The sequence below is a fragment of the Ramlibacter sp. genome, assembly GCF_035554825.1.
In the GTDB taxonomy this organism is placed as follows: domain Bacteria; phylum Pseudomonadota; class Gammaproteobacteria; order Burkholderiales; family Burkholderiaceae_C; genus Ramlibacter.
In genome coordinates this window covers 1-15,566 of sequence record NZ_DATMHS010000050.1, presented here as the reverse complement: position 1 = coordinate 15,566, position 15,566 = coordinate 1, and the positions used below count along the sequence as shown (strand labels likewise).

At 70.4% G+C, this 15,566-nt stretch carries 18 protein-coding genes; 15 read left to right on the top strand and 3 right to left on the bottom strand.

Annotated features, from left to right (window positions below):
- The coding region (xseA, locus tag VNT59_RS05570) for an exodeoxyribonuclease VII large subunit (protein ID WP_325497331.1) at positions 1 to 834 on the bottom strand (834 nt) is incomplete at its 3' end.
- A 331-nt stretch (positions 835 to 1,165) separates the two neighbouring features.
- Here xseA and VNT59_RS05565 point away from each other — a divergent pair.
- From VNT59_RS05565 to adk, 6 genes are all read left to right on the top strand, one after another.
- The gene (locus VNT59_RS05565) at positions 1,166 to 1,798 is read left to right on the top strand and encodes a MotA/TolQ/ExbB proton channel family protein (protein WP_325497330.1); all 633 of its coding nucleotides are present in this window, start codon (positions 1,166 to 1,168) and stop codon (positions 1,796 to 1,798) included.
- Positions 1,795 to 2,223: a biopolymer transporter ExbD gene (locus VNT59_RS05560; RefSeq protein WP_325497329.1), complete on the top strand. Its 429-nt coding sequence runs from the start codon at positions 1,795 to 1,797 to the stop codon at positions 2,221 to 2,223. The genes VNT59_RS05565 and VNT59_RS05560 overlap by 4 nt, the downstream gene beginning before the upstream one ends.
- 2 nt (positions 2,224 to 2,225) lie before the next feature.
- Positions 2,226 to 3,227: a tetraacyldisaccharide 4'-kinase gene (lpxK, locus tag VNT59_RS05555; RefSeq protein ID WP_325497328.1), complete on the top strand. Its 1,002-nt coding sequence runs from the start codon at positions 2,226 to 2,228 to the stop codon at positions 3,225 to 3,227.
- A complete protein-coding gene (locus VNT59_RS05550; protein ID WP_325497327.1) occupies positions 3,208 to 3,414 on the top strand; it encodes a Trm112 family protein in 207 nt (68 codons plus the stop codon). Before lpxK ends, VNT59_RS05550 begins: the two co-directional genes overlap by 20 nt.
- On the top strand, positions 3,414 to 4,178 hold the full coding sequence (gene kdsB, locus VNT59_RS05545; protein ID WP_325497326.1) for a 3-deoxy-manno-octulosonate cytidylyltransferase: 765 nt from the start codon (positions 3,414 to 3,416) through the stop codon (positions 4,176 to 4,178). The genes VNT59_RS05550 and kdsB overlap by 1 nt, the downstream gene beginning before the upstream one ends.
- A 110-nt stretch (positions 4,179 to 4,288) precedes the next feature.
- Positions 4,289 to 4,945 carry an adenylate kinase gene (gene adk / locus VNT59_RS05540; RefSeq protein WP_325497325.1) on the top strand — a complete coding sequence of 219 codons (657 nt, stop codon included), beginning with the start codon at positions 4,289 to 4,291 and terminating at the stop codon, positions 4,943 to 4,945.
- A 6-nt stretch (positions 4,946 to 4,951) separates the two neighbouring features.
- Here the strand turns inward: adk and VNT59_RS05535 are convergent, their stop codons facing one another.
- The gene (locus VNT59_RS05535; RefSeq protein ID WP_325497324.1) at positions 4,952 to 5,884 is read right to left on the bottom strand and encodes an asparaginase; all 933 of its coding nucleotides are present in this window, start codon (positions 5,882 to 5,884) and stop codon (positions 4,952 to 4,954) included.
- Positions 5,885 to 5,946: 62 nt separating this feature from the next.
- On the opposite strand from VNT59_RS05535, the gene lexA reads away from it, so the two are divergent.
- A complete protein-coding gene (gene lexA, locus VNT59_RS05530) occupies positions 5,947 to 6,621 on the top strand; it encodes a transcriptional repressor LexA (protein ID WP_325497323.1) in 675 nt (224 codons plus the stop codon).
- 113 nt (positions 6,622 to 6,734) lie between these two features.
- Positions 6,735 to 7,046, top strand: a complete 312-nt coding sequence (locus VNT59_RS05525; RefSeq protein WP_325497322.1) for a hypothetical protein — start codon at positions 6,735 to 6,737, stop codon at positions 7,044 to 7,046.
- 67 nt (positions 7,047 to 7,113) lie between these two features.
- On the opposite strand, the gene VNT59_RS05520 is transcribed toward VNT59_RS05525, so the two are convergent.
- Positions 7,114 to 7,632, bottom strand: a complete 519-nt coding sequence (locus tag VNT59_RS05520) for a DUF1993 domain-containing protein (protein WP_325497321.1) — start codon at positions 7,630 to 7,632, stop codon at positions 7,114 to 7,116.
- 95 nt (positions 7,633 to 7,727) lie between these two features.
- On the opposite strand from VNT59_RS05520, the gene VNT59_RS05515 reads away from it, so the two are divergent.
- The 7 genes from VNT59_RS05515 to VNT59_RS05485 all read left to right on the top strand — a co-directional run.
- Positions 7,728 to 8,735, top strand: coding sequence for a D-2-hydroxyacid dehydrogenase family protein (locus tag VNT59_RS05515; protein WP_325497320.1), 1,008 nt, complete (start codon positions 7,728 to 7,730; stop codon positions 8,733 to 8,735).
- A 192-nt stretch (positions 8,736 to 8,927) separates the two neighbouring features.
- Positions 8,928 to 10,148, top strand: coding sequence for an MFS transporter (locus tag VNT59_RS05510; protein ID WP_325497319.1), 1,221 nt, complete (start codon positions 8,928 to 8,930; stop codon positions 10,146 to 10,148).
- A gap of 7 nt (positions 10,149 to 10,155) precedes the next feature.
- A complete protein-coding gene (locus VNT59_RS05505; protein WP_325497318.1) occupies positions 10,156 to 11,676 on the top strand; it encodes a 3-hydroxyacyl-CoA dehydrogenase in 1,521 nt (506 codons plus the stop codon).
- Positions 11,677 to 12,456 carry an oxepin-CoA hydrolase, alternative type gene (locus VNT59_RS05500; protein WP_325497317.1) on the top strand — a complete coding sequence of 260 codons (780 nt, stop codon included), beginning with the start codon at positions 11,677 to 11,679 and terminating at the stop codon, positions 12,454 to 12,456.
- Between the two features lie 90 nt (positions 12,457 to 12,546).
- A complete protein-coding gene (locus VNT59_RS05495; RefSeq protein WP_325497316.1) occupies positions 12,547 to 13,266 on the top strand; it encodes a Crp/Fnr family transcriptional regulator in 720 nt (239 codons plus the stop codon).
- A 1-nt stretch (position 13,267) separates the two neighbouring features.
- A complete protein-coding gene (locus VNT59_RS05490; RefSeq protein ID WP_325497315.1) occupies positions 13,268 to 14,356 on the top strand; it encodes a phosphotransferase in 1,089 nt (362 codons plus the stop codon).
- 32 nt (positions 14,357 to 14,388) lie between these two features.
- Positions 14,389 to 15,566: acyl-CoA dehydrogenase family protein (locus VNT59_RS05485; protein ID WP_325497314.1), on the top strand; the 1,178-nt coding region annotated here is incomplete at its 3' end.

Genomic DNA, 15,566 nt, shown 5'->3' with positions numbered 1-15,566 from the left:
CAGCCAGGCATCGCGCGGCTGGGCCGCCAGCTCGGCCGCCGCGGTCGGAGTCGGCGCCCGCACGTCGGCGCAGAAGTCGGCGATGGTGAAGTCGGTTTCATGGCCGACCCCGCAGATGAGCGGCACCGGGCTGGCGACGATGGTGCGCGCGAGCCGCTCGTCGTTGAAGGCCCAGAGGTCCTCGATCGAGCCGCCGCCGCGCACCAACAGGATGACGTCGAGCGTGCCGGCCTGGGCCAGCCGATACAGCGACTGCAGCGCGGCGACGAGTTCCGCCGGCGCCTGCGCTCCCTGCACCGCCGCCGGCGCCAGCACCACGGGCACGTGGCCGGCCCGGCGCCGCAGTGCCGTGACGACGTCGTGCAGCGCCGCCGCGCCGGTCGACGTCACCACCCCGATGCCCCGAGGCAGCGCGGGAGCCGGCCGCTTGCGGGCGCTGTCGAACAGGCCTTCATCCTCGAGCCGCGCTTTCAGGCGCAGGAACTGCTCGTACAAGGCGCCCTGCCCGGCGGGCCGCATGGTCTCGACGATCAGCTGGAGGTCGCCCCGGGGCTCGTAGACGCCCAGCCGTCCGAGCACCTCCACGCTGTCGCCCTCGCGCGGCCGGAAGGCCAGCAGTTGCGCTGCCCGGCGGAACATGGCGCAGCGGATCTGCCCCTGGCCGTCCTTCAACGAGAAGTAGCAGTGCCCGCTGGGAGCGGCCGAGAAGGCCGAAATCTCGCCGCGGACGGCCACCGGATTGAACCGGGCCTCCAGGCTGTCAGCAATGGCGCGGCACAGCGCCCCGACTTGCCAGATCCGCGGCGCCAATCCTGGGCGGTCCGCGTCAACCATGAGGAAAAGCGCGGGTCGGCGCGGGCTTGCCGCCGGCGAACAGTCCACAGACGGAGGTCCATCCCCTGCGGGTCGCGGGGTCACCCCGCCCGAGCCGCATTCCGTCGAGCAAGTGTTTGATTTGATTGAGGTTTTTTGTGCTCAAAGTGTCATCAATCGGATTTGGGCCAGATTTGGCGCGGGCGCGGCAGCGTCCGTGTCGGCTTTTTGCACAAAGTTATCCACATCAACTGTGGGTTGGCTCCTACAGCTGAGCGGTTTGTCCTACAGCCATGCGGAGTACACGATAATGGCCCGCTGCTGAGTCCTCGCAGCTCTGGAGATCCGTCCCTTGTTTTCCATCATACAAGCCGCAGGCTGGCCGATCTGGCCGCTGGTTGCCTGCTCCATCCTGGCCCTGGCCCTCGTCATCGAGCGCTTTCTCAGCCTGCAGGTCGCCAAAGTGGCGCCGCCGCGGCTGCTGGACGAGGCGATCGCGGTTTCCCGCAACACCGTGCCCGGCCCGGACGTCGTCACCCAGCTCGAACAGAACTCGGCCCTGGGCGAGGTGCTTGCCAGCGGCTTGCGGGCGCTCAATTCCGATCCCACCTGCACCGAGCTGGATCTGCGCGCCCACATGGAAAACACCGGCCGCGCCGTGGCCCATCGCCTGGAGCGCTACCTGAGCTCGCTGGCCACGATCGCGTCGGCCGCCCCGCTGCTGGGCCTGCTGGGCACCGTCATCGGCATGATCGAGATCTTCGGCTCGCAGTCGCCCGCCGGCGGCGCCACCGGCGGCAACCCGGCGCAGCTGGCCCACGGCATCTCCGTCGCCCTGTACAACACCGCCTTCGGCCTGATCGTGGCGATCCCCTCGCTGATCTTCTGGCGCTATTTCCGCGTGCGCGTCGACGAATACCTGCTCACGCTGGAGCTCTCGGCCGAGCGCTTCATGCGCCACCTCAACAACCTGCGCCGGCCATGAACTTCCGCCCGCGCGCCAAGGAGGAACCGGAGATCAACCTGATCCCGTTCATCGACGTGCTGCTCGTGGTGCTGATCTTCCTGATGCTCTCCACGACGTACAGCAAGTACACCGAGCTGCAGCTGAAGCTGCCGGTGGCCGACGCCGAGACCCAGCGCGACTACCCGAAGGAAGTGCTCGTCGCCGTCAGCAGCGACGGCCGCTACTCGGTGCAGGGCACGCCACTGGCGGGCCGCGGCGTCGAAGGCGTGGCCGTGGCCCTGGGCGAAGCCGCCAAGGCCGGCAAGGACAGCGTGGTCATCATCACCGCCGACGCCGCCGCGCCGCACCAGGCGGTGATCACGGTGATGGAGGCGGCGCGCCGCGCCGGGCTGTCCCAGATCACCTTCGCCACCCAGTCCTCGGCCCAGGCCGGGAAACGCTGACGATGAATCTGGCGCTCGCGTTGCAGCGCGCGTGGCTGCGGCGCGGGCCGCTCGCCCGGGCCCTGTGGCCGGCCTCGCTGGTGTTCGCCACGCTGGCCGCGCTGCGGCGGCTGGCGTACCGGACCGGGCTGGCGCGCAGCCAGACCGTCGCCGCGCCGGTGGTCGTCGTGGGCAACGTCGTCGCCGGGGGCGCGGGCAAGACGCCGATCGTCATGGCGCTGGTGCGCCACCTGCAGGCGCGCGGGCTCCAACCCGGCGTGGTCTCGCGCGGCCATGGCCGGCGCACCAGCGATTGCCGCGAGGTCCGGCCCGACAGCGCCGCCGCGGATGTCGGCGACGAGCCGCTGCTCGTGGCCCGCGAGACGCGGGCGCCGGTGTTCGTTGCCGCTTCGCGCGTGCAGGCCGCGCGGGCACTGCTCGCCGCGCATCCCGGCTGCCGGGTGATCGTCAGCGACGACGGCCTGCAGCATTACCGCATGCGGCGCGATCTGGAGGTCTGCGTGTTCGACGACCGCGGCGCCGGCAACGGCTGGTTGTTGCCGGCCGGGCCCTTGCGCGAGCCGTGGCCGCGGCCGGTCGACTTCGTGCTGCGCACCGCGGGCGCCGCCAGGATCGGCGGCTTCGAGGTGCGCCGGCGCCTCGCCGCCGCGGCCCGCCGCGCCGACGGCACGCCGGCCGCGCTCGCGGCCCTGGCGGGCCGGCCGCTCACCGCGTTGGCCGGCGTCGGCCAGCCGCAGGCCTTTTTCGACATGCTGCGCCGCCAGGGGCTGCACCTGGAGCGCGCCATCGCCCTGCCCGACCACTACGACTTCGGCACGCTCCCCGACGGACTCGACGCCGCCGAGCTGGTCTGCACCGAGAAGGACGCGGTGAAGCTGTGGCGACGGCGGCCGGACGCCTGGGCGGTCGGCTTGCTGGTGGACGTCGAGCCCGCCTTCTGGACGGCGTTCGACCGCGCGCTGGACGCGAAGCTATCATCGACCCATGGACCCGAAACTTCTTGAGCTGCTGGTGTGCCCGGTCACCAAGGGCCACCTCGACTACGACCGCGAGCGGCAGGAGCTGGTGTCGCGCAGCGCACGGCTGGCCTACCCGATCCGCGACGGCATCCCGGTCATGCTCGAAGAAGAAGCGCGCACGCTGAGCGACGAGGAACTGGAGCGGCTGCCCAAACGCACGCCGCTCGCCTGATGGGTTTTTGCGTCCTCATTCCGGCCCGGCTCGCATCGACCCGGCTGCCGGGCAAGCCGCTGGCCGACATCGGCGGCCGGCCGATGGTGGTGCGGGTCGCCGAGCGCGCCGCCCGGTCGGCGGCCCGGCGCGTGGTGGTCGCCGCCGACGATTCCACCATCGTCGACGCGTGCGCGGCCCATGGGGTGGAGGCCGTGCTGACCCGCACCGACCACGCCACCGGCAGCGATCGCCTGGCCGAAAGCTGCGAGCTGCTGCGGCTCACCGGCGACGACATCGTCGTCAACGTGCAAGGCGACGAGCCGCTGATCGAGCCGTCGCTGATCGATGCCGTCGCGGGGCTGCTGCAAGCCCGCGCCGAGGCCGCCATCGGCACGGCGGCCCACCCGATCGCCGACCTGCGGGACTTCGCCAATCCGAACGTGGTGAAGGTGGTGCTCGACGTGAACGGCATCGCCATGTATTTCAGCCGGGCGCCGATCCCGTGGTGGCGCGACGGCTACGGCCAGGCGATCGCGGCGCTGCCGCCGATGGCGCCGCTGCGGCATGTCGGCATCTACGCCTACCGTGCCGGCTTCCTGCGCGCGTTCCCGCATCTGCCGCCCGCCGCGATCGAACGGACCGAGGCGCTGGAGCAGCTGCGCGCGATGTGGCACGGGCACCGCATCGCCGTCCACGTGACGGCGCACGCGCCGGGGCCTGGCGTCGACACGCCGGAGGATCTCGCGCGGGTGCGCGCCTGCTGGGCGCAGCTCGCGCCATAGGCTGAGCACACGCTGACGCGTGCTATCCTGTGCGCAAACTTGCGCACCGCGCCGGCGGCTCGCCGGCCATCGGGCGCCGAAGAAGAGCTACGCATACTCAGAGGACTTCCATGAGACTCATCCTGTTGGGCGCACCCGGCGCCGGCAAAGGAACGCAAGCAACTTTCATCTGCCAGAAATACGGCATTCCGCAGATCTCCACCGGCGACATGCTGCGGGCGGCGGTCAAGGCCGGCACGCCGCTGGGCGTGGCCGCGAAGAAGGTCATGGACGCGGGCGCGCTGGTCGGCGACGACATCATCATCGGCCTGGTGAAGGAGCGCCTGGCGCAGCCCGATTGCGCCAGAGGCTTCCTGTTCGACGGCTTTCCCCGCACGATTCCGCAGGCCGAGGCGATGCGCGCGGCCGGCGTCAAGATCGACTACGTGCTCGAGATCGACGTGCCGCCTTCGGCGATCGTGGAGCGCATGAGCGGCCGCCGCTCGCATCCGGCGTCCGGGCGCACCTACCACGTGACCTTCAACCCGCCGAAGGTCGCGGGTCTGGACGACGTCACCGGCGAGCCGCTGGTGCAGCGCGACGACGACCGGGAAGAGACCGTGATCAAGCGGCTGCAGGTCTACGCCGACCAGACGCGTCCGCTGGTGGAGTACTACTCGTCCTGGGCCAAGTCCGATCCGGCCGGCGCGCCCAAGTACCGCTCGATCAGCGGCACCGGGACGGTGGAGGAAATCACGGCCCGCGTGATGGGCGCCCTCGCCGTCTGACGCCCTTCAGGGCAGCAGTTCCAGCAGCAGCACGATCCGCGCCTTGACCGGCGACAGCCCGCCCGCGTGCGGCAGCCAGTCGTGGGCGGTGGACTGCACCAGTCCCTGCGCGCAGCGGCTCGCGCGCAACACCCGCACCCCGCGCTCGCGCGCCGCCAACAGCGCCGTTTCCAGCTCGTGGTGCACCGTGCCGTTGCCGGTGGCCGCCACCACCAACCCGTCGACGCCTTGCGCCACGAGCGCCTCCACCACCGCGCCCGAGGCACCGGCGTGGCTGGTGACGATTTCCACCCGCGGCCAGCGCACGACCGCGGGCAGGCGCTCCAGCACGGCCGGCAGCCGTTCCTCGCCCGGCCAGGGACGCACCAGGCGAACGCGCCGTTCCTCGACATAGCCGATCGGCCCGGCATCGCCCGAGGTGAACGCGTCCAGCCGGTAGGTGTGCTGCTTGGCGACATCCAGCGCCGCGTGCACGGTGCCGGCGCAGACGGCGACGACGCCGCGCGCACCGGCCGTGGCCGCCACCGCGATCGCATCGACCAGGTTCTGCGGCCCGTCCGGCGCCAGCGCGCTGGCCGGCCGCATCGCGCACGTCACCACCACCGGCTTGGCCGGACCCAGCACCGAGTGCAGGAAGAACGCCGTCTCCTCCAGCGTGTCGGTGCCGTGGCCGACCACGATGCCGGCGACGTCGTCCTGCGCCAGCCAGTGCGCGCAGCGCAGCGCCAGGCTGCGCCAGACTTCGAAGCCCATGTCCTTGCTGTCGATCCGCGCCACGTCCTCGGTCGCGAGCGGCAGGTCGCGTAATCCGGGAATGCCGGCCAGCAGCTGGGCGATGCCGATCTGGCCGGCCTGGTAACCCAGGTTGTCGGCCGCGTTCGCGGCGCTGCCCGCCAGCGTGCCGCCGGTGCCGAGGACGACGATTTTTGGTGGAGTCACTTGCGCACTTTCGAAAACTGTTTAAAAATACAGGTACTGGATATCAACCCAGTGGAGGCCGCATGCTCGACACGCCCAAGCTCACCGCCCGCCAGCAGCAGATTCTGGACCTGATCCAGAGCGCCATCGCGCGCACCGGCGCGCCGCCGACCCGGGCGGAGATCGCCGCCGAACTGGGATTCAAGTCGGCCAACGCCGCCGAGGAACACCTGCAGGCGCTGGCGCGCAAGGGCGCCATCGAACTGGTCAGCGGCACGTCGCGCGGCATCCGGCTGCGCAGCGACGCGCTGCGCTCCATCAACGAGTCGCGCAACCGCCAGTTCTCGCTGCCGCTGCAAAGCCTCGCGCAGCTCGCGCTGCCGCTGATCGGCCGCGTCGCGGCGGGCTCGCCGATCCTGGCCCAGGAGCACGTGGACCAGACCTACTTCGTCGAGAGCAGCCTGTTCCAGCGCCGGCCCGATTACCTGCTGAAGGTGCGCGGCATGTCGATGCGAGACGCCGGCATCATGGACGGCGACCTGCTCGCGGTGCAGGCCACGCGGGAAGCGAAGAACGGCCAGATCGTGGTGGCCCGGCTGGGCGACGAAGTGACCGTCAAGCGCTTCCGCCGCAACAAGCACCTGATCGAGCTGCACGCCGAAAACCCCGATTACCCGACCATCGTGGTCGAGCCGGGCGAACCCTTCGAGATCGAGGGCCTCGCCGTCGGCCTGATCCGCAACACCATGCTCATGTAGCGTGCCGGGCGCCGCGCAGGTGGCGGGCGTATGGCCGGGAGCCATCACCCTGCGCGGCAGCCCCCATCGTCGAATCTCGCCTGTGTCCAACCTCTTGATCCAGGGAGATTCACATGGGAATGCCACTGTTCGCCGCCAACGCCCTCTTCTCGCGCCTGCAACGGCTGGCCGGGGCGCTCGCCCGCTCCATTCGCGCGTCGGCCGACCTGCCGCCGGCGCACCGGCCGGCCAGCCTGCCAGGGGCCACGACCTCGATGCCTGCGGTGGCGCCTGCCGTCGCCCCCGTGCGCAGCCTGCGCGTGGTGCGCGTGGTGGAAGCCTCGCCGGCCGCCGCCAGCGCCGGCCGGATGGTGATCTCCGGCCGCATGGCCGACGTCTGCGCCGAACTCGAGCGCCTCGCGGCGCTCGAGGCGGCGGCGGGCTGAGCAGCCTGTGCAGCGCCACCGGTGTCGGGCGGCCCGGCGGCCGTCCGGCCGCGTCACCGCCGGTCTGTCAGCCAGCGTTCGCGCCCGCCAGGTAGTCCGCCTTGCCCAGGTCCACGCCGTTGTGGCGCAGGATCGCGTAGGCCATGGTGATGTGGAAGAAGAAGTTCGGCAGCGCCCAGTGTTTCAGGTACGCCTCGGCCTTCATCGTGCGCGTCTTGTCGCGGCCGGCGGGGAAGGTGATCTCCTTGTCTTCCGTGCCATCGAGCGCGCCGGCCGGCACCGACGCCAGGTACGCCAGCGTCTTGCGGATGCGCTCCTGCAATTCGGGGAAGCTCGCCTCGTTGTCCTCGAACCGCGGCGCTTCGACGCCCGAGATGCGCGCCACGCCGTTCTTCGCCGCATCGCAGGCGATCAGCACCTGCCGCGTGAAGGGCAGCATGTCGGGTGCCAGCCGGTACTGGAGCAGGACCACCGGGTCGAACTTTTTCGCCTCGGCATGCGCGGCCGCCTTGCCGAGGATGTGGCTCAGGTTGCCGAGCATCGTGGTGAACACCGGCAGGCTGGCCGCGGACATGGACATCGTCATGGAAACTCCTGAGTAACGAAACGAAAGCGCGAATGCTACCTGGAGCGCGCCCCGCCCGGCCTTGGGCGCGCTGGGCGGCGAGGCACAATCGAGGCATGAACATCGTGATCCTCGACGATTACCAGGATGCGGTGCGCAAGCTCAAATGCGCCGCCAAGCTCGAAGCCTATCCAGCCAAGGTCTACACCAACACCGTCAAGGGCATCGGCCAGCTCTCCGTGCGGCTGCGTGACGCCGACGTCATCGTCCTGATCCGCGAGCGCACCCACATCACCCGTCAGCTGCTGGAAAAGCTGCCGCGCCTGCGCCTGATCGCGCAGACCGGCCGGGTGGGCGGGCACATCGACCTGCAGGCCTGCACCGAGCGCGGTATCGCCGTGGCGGAAGGCGTCGGCTCCCCGGTGGCGCCGGCGGAGCTCACGTGGGCGTTGATCATGGCCGCGATGCGGCGGCTGCCGCAGTACATCAGCACCCTGAAGCACGGCGGCTGGCAGCAGTCCGGCATGAAGTCGGCCTCGATGCCGGCCAACTTCGGCCTCGGCATGGTGCTGCGCGGCCGCACGCTGGGCATCTGGGGCTACGGCAAGATCGGCCAGCTCGTCGCCGGCTACGGCAAGGCCTTCGGCATGCAGGTGCTCGTGTGGGGCAGCCAGACTTCGCGCGAGAAGGCGCTGGCCGACGGCATGCAGGTCGTCAACGGCCCGGAGGACCTGTTCGTGCACAGCGACGTGCTCACGCTGCACCTGCGGCTCTCGGACGAAACCACGGGCATCGTGCGCCTGGAAGACCTCAGCCGGATGAAGCCGACGTCGCTGCTGGTGAACACCTCGCGCGCCGAGCTGATCGAGCACGACGCGCTGATCGCCGCCTTGAACCGCGGTCGGCCCGGCATGGCCGCCGTCGACGTGTTCGAGAGCGAACCGATCCTGCAGGGCCACGCCCTGCTGCGCCTGGAAAACTGCATCTGCACGCCGCACATCGGCTACGTGGAGCTGGACAGCTATGAGATGTACTTCGGCGCCGCGTTCGACAACGTGGTGAACTTCATCAAAGGCACGCCAACCAACATCGTCAACCCGGCGGCGCTGCAGGTGCGCCGCTGACCTGAGTCTCGCCCGGCCGATCCGCCGAGCCGCCGGACCGCCCGACCGCAGGGCCGGCGCCAAGGCGCTCCCTGGGGCCGTTCGTTCCCGACGCAGGCGCCCGGCTGTCGCCTGCGCGGCAACCGGCGGGCCGGCACCGATGCGCGGCGGCGGCGGGGGTGACACACTCGCGCTCCGTTGCCCCGACCGCGCATGACGATCGCCCGCCCGACGCCCGCCCCTGCCGACCGCCAGCCCGCCATGCCGGCCGTGCTGTGGTCCCTGCTGTTCGGCAACTTCGTGATCGGCACCGGCGTGATGATCGTGGCCGGCACGCTCAACGAGATCAGCAACGCCTTCCGGGTCCCGGTGCCGACGGCCGGACGGCTGATTTCGGCCGGCGCCCTCCTCATGTGCGCCAGCGCGCCGCTGCTGGCCGCCGTGGTCGCCGGCTGGGACCGCCGGCGCCTGCTCGCCCTGTCCCTGCTGTGGTACGCAGCCTTGCACCTGGCGTGCGCGGCGGCGCCGACCTTCGCCAGCCTGTTGCCGCTGCGGGTGCTGGCGCTGATCGCCCCCGCGGTCTTCACGCCGCAGGCCGCCGCCTGCATCGGGCTCCTGGTCCCGCCGCCGCTCCGGGGCCGCGGCATCACCTTCGTCTTCCTCGGCTGGTCGGTCGCGTCGGTCCTCGGCATGCCGATCGGCGCCTACGTGGGCGGCACCTTCGACTGGAACAGCGCGTTCGTCCTGGTCGGCGTGCTGAGCTTCGCCGGCGCGGCGTGGGTCTGGCGGGCCATGCCCGACGGCGTGAAGCCGCCGGCGCTGTCGCGCGCGGCCTGGGCCGCCACCTTCGGCTCGGCGCCGCTCATGGTGTGCATCCTCGTGACCGTGCTCTATGCGGCCGGGCAGTTCGTGCTGTTCGCCTACCTCGCGCCGTATTTCAGGCAGAAGATCGGCGTCACCGTCGGCCAGCTGAGCCTGCTCCTGATGTGGTTCGGCGCCTTCGGCTTCCTGGGCAACATCGTGATGTCGCGGCACGTCGATCGCTTCGGCGCCGGGCGGGCCGTGCTGCTGGGCATCTGCGCGATGGCCGCCAGCCTGCTCGCCTGGCCGCTCGGCACGAGCATGGTGCTGGCCGCCGCCGTCTCGGTCCCGTGGGCGCTCGGCTGCTTCGCGACCAATTCGGCGCAGCAGGCACGGCTGGTCGGCATCGCGCCGGCACTGGCCGCCGGCTCCATCGCCTTGAACAGCTCGGCGATGTACGCCGGCCAGGCGCTCGGCGCGGCCGGCGGTGGCTGGCTGATCGAGCGCACCGGCACCATGGACCACCTGCACTGGGTCGGCTTCACGATCCTGCTGCTGGCGGCCGCCGGCAGCGCCTGGGCGTCGCGCCTGCAGCAGCCGCGGCCGAAGGGCCGCCGGGCCGCTCCCGGATAATGCGCCCATGACTCTTGCCTTCAACACCGTGGGCATCGCCGGCGCCGGCGCGATGGGGCGCGGCATCGCCCAGATGTGCGCGCAGGCGGGCAGCGCCGTGCGACTGTTCGACACCCAGCCGCAGGCTGCCGTCAAGGCACGCGCCGAGATCTGCGGCCAATGGGACCGCATGACCGAAAAAGGCCGCCTGGACCCGCCGACGGCGGCCGCCTACAAGGAACGGCTGCAGGTCGTCGACGCGCTCCAGGCGCTGGCCGATTGCGATCTCGTGGTCGAGGCGATCGTCGAACGGCTCGACGTGAAGCGGGCCCTGTTCGCCGATCTGGAACGCATCACGCGCCCGGCCACGGTGCTCGCGACCAACACGTCCTCGCTGTCGGTGACGGCGATCGCCGCCGGCCTGCAGCGGCCGCAGCAGGTGGCTGGCTACCACTTCTTCAATCCGGTGCCGCTGATGAAGGTGGTCGAGGTGGTCGCCGGCCTCAAGACCGACCCGGCCGTGTGCGACGCGCTGATGGGCTACACGCGGGCCATGGGGCACACGCCGGTGCAGGCGCAGGACACGCCGGGATTCATCGTCAATCACGCCGGCCGCGGCTACGGCACCGAGGCGCTGCGCGTGGTCGGCGAAGGCGTGGCCGATTTCGCCACCGTCGACCGGATCCTGAAGGACCAGGTTGGCTTCAGGCTCGGTCCCTTCGAGCTGATGGACCTCACGGCGCTGGACGTCTCGCATCCGGTCATGGAGTCGATCTACCACCAGTACTACGAGGAGCCGCGCTACCGCCCGAGCGTGATCACGGCGCAGCGCGCCGCGGGCGGCGTCGTCGGGCGCAAGGTCGGCGAAGGCTTCTACCGCTACGTCGACGGCAAGGCGCAGCTGCCGGCCGAGCCGCCCGTGCCGAGCGTCGCCGAGCTGCCGCCGGTCTGGGTGTCGACCCGCGCCGCGCGCCGCTCCGAGCTGTACCAACTGCTCAAGGACCTGGGCGCGAAGATCGAAACCGGCCAGTCGCCCTCGCTGCAGGCGCTGACGCTGGTGGCCCCGCTGGGCTTCGACGTGACGACGGTCGCCGTGGTCGAGCGGCTCGATCCGGCCCGCACGGTGGGCATCGACCTGCTGGTCGAAGACAGCGCCACCCGGCGCCGCGTGCTCGCCACCAATCCGGCCACGCGAGACGACATGCGCGACGCGGCCCACGCCCTGTTCGCCCGGGACGGCAAGGCCGTCAGCGTGATCCGCGACTCGGGCGGCTTCGTCACCCAGCGCGTGGTCGCCGCCATCGTCAACATCGCCGCGGACATCTGCCAGCAGCGCATCTGCACGCCAAAGGACCTGGAGACGGCCGTCACGCTCGGGCTCGGCTATCCGCTTGGACCGCTGGCGATGGGCGACCGCTGGGGGCCGGCCAATGTGCTGGAAGTACTGTTCAACATGCAGACCGTCTACGGCGATCCCCGCTACCGCCCGAGTCCCTGGCTGCGCCGCCGCGGCGCCATCGGACTGTCCCTGCTGCACGAGGAGCGCTGAATGCCGGCCGAGTTGAAGAGCACGTCGCGGGGCCGCACCATGGTCCTGACCCTGAGCAATCCCGAGCAGCGCAACGCGCTCGGGCCGGAGCTGTACGCGGCCGGGGTCGAGGCGCTCAATGCCGCCGACAGCAACCCCGACGTGCGCAGCGTGGTGATCGCCGGCGAGGGTCCCTGGTTCTCGGCCGGCGGCAACCTGCAGCGGCTGCTGGCCAACCGCCAGCGGCCGCCCGAGGTGCAGGCGCAGAGCATCGAAGCGATGCACAGCTGGATCGAGGCGATCCGCACCTTTCCGAAGCCGGTGATCGCCGCCGTCGAAGGAGCGGCGGCCGGCGCCGGCTTCTCGCTGGCGCTCGCCTGCGACTTCATCATCGCCGCCGACGACGCGATCTTCGTCATGGCCTACAGCAACGTCGGCCTGTCGCCCGACGGCGGCGGCAGCTGGACCCTGTCGCAGACGCTGCCGCGCCAGCTCGTGAGCGAACTGCTGATGGCGGGCGAGCGGATCGCCGCGCCCCGCCTGCATCAGCTCGGACTGGTGAACCGGCTGGTGTCGCGCGGCGGCGCGCTCGACGCCGCCCTGACGCTGGCCGAGCAGCTCAACGCGCGGGCGCCCAACGTCCTGGCCAGCATCAAGGAACTCATCAACGAAGCGCCGGCCGCCACGCTCAACCGGCAGCTCGCCAGCGAGCGCGACCACTTCGTGCGCAACCTGCACCACGCGAACGGCGGCATCGGGATCACCGCCTTCCTGGCCAAGCAGACCCCGGACTACGAGTAGGCGGCGCACCGCTGCGGGGGAACCCGCTTGTGGCCGCGCGGTCCCTCACGCGACAATGGCCGGGCAGCGCAGTCACTGAAACGACAGTCCATGGATGACCCGATTCTTACCATCGAGGAACGAGAAGCGATCAATGCCGGTCGCTGGTTCTCGTCCCTCTCCCCCTCACTGCGCCACGACATCCTGCGATGCGCCTACGTCAAACGCTACAAGGACGGCGAACTGATCGCCGCCCGCGGCGATCCGCCGGAGGAGTGGATCGCCTGCGCGAAGGGCGCGGTGCGGGTGAGCTCCACCTCGATCACGGGCAAGCAGGTGACGCTGACCTATGTCGAGCCGGGGATCTGGTTCGGCGACGTGGCGATCTTCGACGGCGATCGCCGCACCCACGATGCCTATGCGCACGGCGACACGACGACGCTATGCGTGGCGCGCGGCGACCTGCGCAAGATCCTGGGCCAGCACGTGGAGCTGTACGAAGCCCTGCTGCGGCTCCACGCACGGCGCATCCGGCAGCTGTTCGGGCTGGTGGAAGACCTCAACACCCTGCCGCTGCGGGCGCGCCTGGCCAAGCAGCTGACGCACCTGGTGCGCAGCTACGGCGTGCCTTCGCTGTCCGACGGGCGCGAAGTGCGGATCGGCCTGCAGTTGGCGCAGGAAGAACTGGCGCAGCTGCTCGGCGCTTCGCGCCAGCGCGTCAACCAGGAACTCAAGGCGATGGAGCGCGACAACGTGATCCGGATCGAACCCGGCGGGCTGGTGGTGCGCAACCGCGAGGCCCTGATGCGCATCATCGATGCCGACAACTAGCATGACCGATTCGTTCGACAAGTTCGTCGGCACCAAGCCGGTGTCGCAGCGACACGCCGTCGACACCGGCGCGCTCTCGAACTGGCTGTCGCGGCATCTGGAAGGCTTCAGCGGGCCGCTCGCGGTCGAGATGTTCAAGGGCGGCCAGTCCAACCCCACCTACAAGCTGGTCACGCCGCAGCGCAGCTACGTGATGCGCGCCAAGCCCGGTCCGGTCGCCAAGCTGCTGCCGTCCGCCCATGCCATCGAGCGCGAGTTCGCGGTGATGCGCGGCCTGCACGGCACCGACGTGCCGGTGCCGCGGATGTACTGCCTGTGCGACGACGAGGCGGTGATCGGCCGCGCCTTCTACGTGATGGAGTACATGGAAGGGCGGGTGCTGTGGGACCAGTCGCTGCCCGGCATGACGCCGGCGCAACGCGGCGAGATCTACGACGAGATGAACCGGGTGATCGCGGCGCTGCACACGGTGCCGTTCGCCGAGCGCGGGCTCGCCGGCTACGGCAAGCCGGGCAACTACCTGGAGCGCCAGATCGGCCGCTGGAGCAAGCAGTACCAGGCGTCGATCACGGAGCCGATTGCCGAGATGGACCGCCTGATCGAGTGGCTGCCGGCGCACATCCCGGCGACCGCGCGCGACGAGAGCCTGGTCTCGATCGTCCACGGCGACTATCGCCTGGACAACCTGATGTTCCACCCGACCGAGCCGCGCATCGTCGCCGTGCTCGACTGGGAGCTGTCGACGCTGGGCCATCCGCTGGCGGACTTCAGCTACCACTGCATGTCGTGGAACATCCCGCACGGGTCGTTCCGGGGCATCGGCGGCCTCGACCTGCAGTCGCTCGGCATCCCGGCGCAGGACGATTACATCCGGCGCTACTGCGAGCGGACCGCCCTCACGACGGTGGCGGCGCTCAAGGCCGACTGGAACTTCTACATGGCCTACAACATGTTCCGCATCGCGGCGATCCTGCAGGGCATCGCCAAGCGGGCCGTGGACGGCACCGCGTCCAGCGCAGACGCGGTGAGCTCCGGCGCCAGTGCCAGGCCGCTGGCCCAGCTGGCGTGGCAGTTCGCGCGCCAGGCCTGACCGGCCGATTTTCATCAGACAAAGGACAAGCAATGGAATTCGAGTACTCCGCCAAGACCCGCGAACTTCAGGCCAGGCTGCTGAAGTTCATGGACGACCACATCTATCCGAACGAGCCGGTGGTGGCCCAGCAGCTGCAGGCGAACACGGACGCGGGCAAGCGCTGGACGCCGATCCCGAAGATCGAGGAGCTCAAGCCCAAGGCGCGCGCGGCCGGCCTGTGGAACCTGTTCCTGCCGGTCGACAGCGCTCGGCATTCCGGCTACGAGGGCGCGGGCCTCACCAACCTGGAGTACGCGCCGCTGGCCGAGATCATGGGCCGGGTGACGTGGGCCAGCGAGGTGTTCAACTGCTCCGCGCCGGACACCGGCAACATGGAGACGATCGCGCGCTACGGCTCCGACGAGATCAAGGCGCGCTGGCTCAAGCCGCTGCTGGAAGGCGAGATCCGCTCCGCATTCGCGATGACGGAGCCGGAGGTCGCCTCCTCCGACGCCACGAACATCTGCACCAGCATCAAGCGCGACGGCGATCACTACGTCATCGACGGCCACAAGTGGTGGACGTCGGGCGCGGCCGATCCGCGCTGCGCCGTGTTCATCACCATGGGCAAGACCGATCCGGACGCGCCCAAGCACTCGCAGCAGAGCATGATCGTGGTGCCGGCCGACACCCCCGGCCTGCGCATCGTGCGGCCGCTGACGGTGTTCGGTTACGACGACGCGCCGCACGGCCACGCCGAGATGTATTTCGAGAACGTGCGGGTGCCGGCCAAGAACATCCTGCTCGGCGAAGGCCGCGGGTTCGAGATCGCGCAAGGGCGCCTGGGCCCCGGGCGCATCCACCACTGCATGCGGCTGATCGGCGTCGCCGAGCGCGCGCTGGAACTCATGTGCCGCCGCTCGCTGTCGCGCGTGGCCTTCGGCAAGCCGGTCGCGATGCAGGGCGTGACGCAGGAGCGCATCGCCGAGGCGCGCTGCAAGATCGACATGGCGCGCCTGCTCACGCTCAAGGCCGCGTGGATGATGGACAAGGCCGGCAACAAGGTGGCCCGCACCGAGATCGCCATGATCAAGGTGGTGGCGCCGAACATGGCTTGCCAGGTGATCGACTGGGCGATGCAGGCGCACGGCGGCGGCGGCATCAGCGGCGATTTTCCGTTGGCCTCCGCCTACGCCGGCGCACGCACGCTGCGCTTCGCCGACGGCCC

Bases quoted from the DNA above. Each gene is read 5' to 3' on its own strand.
- adk (WP_325497325.1), top strand. From the start codon at position 4,289: ATGAGACTCATCCTGTTGGGCGCACCCGGCGCCGGCAAAGGAACGCAA.
- VNT59_RS05490 (WP_325497315.1), top strand. From the start codon at position 13,268: ATGACCGATTCGTTCGACAAGTTCGTCGGCACCAAGCCGGTGTCGCAG.
- VNT59_RS05550 (WP_325497327.1), top strand. From the start codon at position 3,208: ATGGACCCGAAACTTCTTGAGCTGCTGGTGTGCCCGGTCACCAAGGGC.
- VNT59_RS05560 (WP_325497329.1), top strand. From the start codon at position 1,795: ATGAACTTCCGCCCGCGCGCCAAGGAGGAACCGGAGATCAACCTGATC.
- VNT59_RS05510 (WP_325497319.1), top strand. From the start codon at position 8,928: ATGACGATCGCCCGCCCGACGCCCGCCCCTGCCGACCGCCAGCCCGCC.
- lexA (WP_325497323.1), top strand. From the start codon at position 5,947: ATGCTCGACACGCCCAAGCTCACCGCCCGCCAGCAGCAGATTCTGGAC.
- lpxK (WP_325497328.1), top strand. From the start codon at position 2,226: ATGAATCTGGCGCTCGCGTTGCAGCGCGCGTGGCTGCGGCGCGGGCCG.
- VNT59_RS05520 (WP_325497321.1), bottom strand. From the start codon at position 7,632: ATGACGATGTCCATGTCCGCGGCCAGCCTGCCGGTGTTCACCACGATG.
- VNT59_RS05500 (WP_325497317.1), top strand. From the start codon at position 11,677: ATGCCGGCCGAGTTGAAGAGCACGTCGCGGGGCCGCACCATGGTCCTG.
- VNT59_RS05515 (WP_325497320.1), top strand. From the start codon at position 7,728: ATGAACATCGTGATCCTCGACGATTACCAGGATGCGGTGCGCAAGCTC.
- VNT59_RS05495 (WP_325497316.1), top strand. From the start codon at position 12,547: ATGGATGACCCGATTCTTACCATCGAGGAACGAGAAGCGATCAATGCC.
- kdsB (WP_325497326.1), top strand. From the start codon at position 3,414: ATGGGTTTTTGCGTCCTCATTCCGGCCCGGCTCGCATCGACCCGGCTG.
- VNT59_RS05505 (WP_325497318.1), top strand. From the start codon at position 10,156: ATGACTCTTGCCTTCAACACCGTGGGCATCGCCGGCGCCGGCGCGATG.
- VNT59_RS05525 (WP_325497322.1), top strand. From the start codon at position 6,735: ATGGGAATGCCACTGTTCGCCGCCAACGCCCTCTTCTCGCGCCTGCAA.